The sequence below is a fragment of the Nocardioides sp. NPDC057772 genome, from assembly GCF_042798075.1.
GTDB lineage: Bacteria > Actinomycetota > Actinomycetes > Propionibacteriales > Nocardioidaceae > Nocardioides.
On sequence record NZ_JBHVKN010000358.1, the window covers coordinates 1 to 1,991 of the forward strand.

General features: G+C 67.1%; 1 protein-coding gene. It reads right to left on the bottom strand.

The window, feature by feature from the left end; all coding sequences use genetic code 11:
* Positions 1 to 1,991: dihydropteroate synthase (locus ACFVJS_RS27600; RefSeq protein ID WP_378886739.1), on the bottom strand; the 1,991-nt coding region annotated here is incomplete at both ends.

Consider the following 1,991-nt stretch of genomic DNA (forward strand, 5'->3'; position numbering starts at 1 on the left):
GCCCACCGGGGCGACGTAGTCGGCCAGCGACTTGTTGGCGACGCCGTCTCGGTGCTGTCCCTGCTGGCGCAGCTGGAACAGCGTGGCCCGCTCCTCGGCGCGCGAGTCGTCGGTGTAGACGACCACGTCCTCACCGGTCGAGTTGGCCGGGAAGAGACCGTAGACACCGCGCGCCTCGAGCCACTTCTCCTCGATGATCTTGTCGAGCATCTCCTGCGCGTCGTCGAAGAGCTTGCGCGCTGCCTCGCCGGTGGCGGGGTTGTTGAGGATGTCGGGGAAGCGGCCCTTCATCTCCCAGGCGTTGAAGAACGGCTGCCAGTCGATGTAGTCGCGCAGCTCGGCTACCGGATAGTCCAGAAGCGTGTGCACGCCGAGCTGCGACGGCGCCGCCGGCAGCGTCGAGAAGTCGACCTGGGGCTTGTTGGCCTTGGCCTGGACGTACGTCAGCGACGCTCGCTCGCTCCGCTCGGCATGCCGCGCGCGTAGCGAGTCGTAGTCGACCTTGACCTCGGCCATCAGCTTCTCGCGCCGGCCGGCGTCGAGGAGGGCCGCCGCGGTCGGCACCGAGCGGGAGGCGTCCTTGACCCAGACGACCGGGCCGTCGTAGGCCTTGTCGATCTTGACCGCGGTGTGTGCCCGCGACGTGGTCGCCCCTCCAATGAGCAGCGGCAGGTCGAGCCCGACGCGCTGCATCTCGGTGGCGAAGCCGACCATCTCGTCGAGCGACGGCGTGATCAGGCCGGAGAGGCCGATGATGTCGGCGTCGTGCTCCTTGGCGGCGTCGAGGATCTTCTGCGCCGGCACCATCACGCCGAGGTCGATCACCTCGTAGTTGTTGCACTGCAGCACCACGCCGACGATGTTCTTGCCGATGTCGTGCACGTCGCCCTTGACGGTGGCCATGACGATGGTGCCGTTCTTGGTCTCGGCGTCGCCGGGCTGCTTCTCGGCCTCGATGAACGGGATCAGGTAGGCCACGGCCTTCTTCATCACCCGGGCGCTCTTGACCACCTGCGGCAGGAACATCTTGCCGGCGCCGAACAGGTCGCCGACGACGTTCATGCCGTCCATGAGCGGACCCTCGATGACCTCGATCGGCCGGCCCCCACGAGCCGAGATCTCGGCACGGAGCTCTTCGGTGTCGGCCTCGACGTAGGCGTCCAGGCCCTTGACCAGCGCGTGGGTGATCCGCTCGCCGACCGGCAGCTCGCGCCAGGCCTCGGCCTTCGCCTCCGCCTCGGGTGAGTCCTTGTTGTACTTCGACGCGATCTCCAGCAGCCGCTCGGCAGCGTCGGGACGCCGGTTGAGCACGACGTCCTCGATCCGGTCGCGCAGCTCGAGGTCGACCTCGGAGTAGGGCACCAGCGCACCGGCGTTGACGATGCCCATGTCCAGGCCAGCCTCGATCGCGTGGTAGAGGAAGACCGCGTGGATCGCCTCGCGCACGGGGTTGTTGCCGCGGAAGGAGAAGCTCACGTTCGAGATGCCGCCGGAGACCTTGGCGCCCGGCAGGTTCTGTTTGATCCAACGGACCGCCTCGATGAAGTCGACGCCGTACGTCGCGTGCTCCTCGATCCCGGTCGCGACTGCGAACACGTTGGGGTCGAAGATGATGTCCTCGGGGTCGAAGCCGACCTCGTCGACGAGAATCCGGTAGGCCCGCTCACAGACCGCGATCCGGCGCTCGTAGGAGTCGGCCTGACCGTCCTCGTCGAAGGCCATCACGACGGCGGCAGCACCGTAGCGCTTGCACAGCTCGGCGTGCTCGACGAAGGAGTCGACACCCTCCTTGAGCGAGATCGAGTTGACGATCGGCTTGCCCTGGACGAGCTTGAGACCGGCCTCGATGACCTCCCACTTGGAGGAGTCGATCATGATCGGGACCCGGGAGATGTCGGGCTCGGAGGCGATCAGCGTCAGGAACCGGGTCATCGCGGCGACGCCGTCGATCATGCCCTCGTCCATGTTGACGTCGATGACCTGGGCACCGT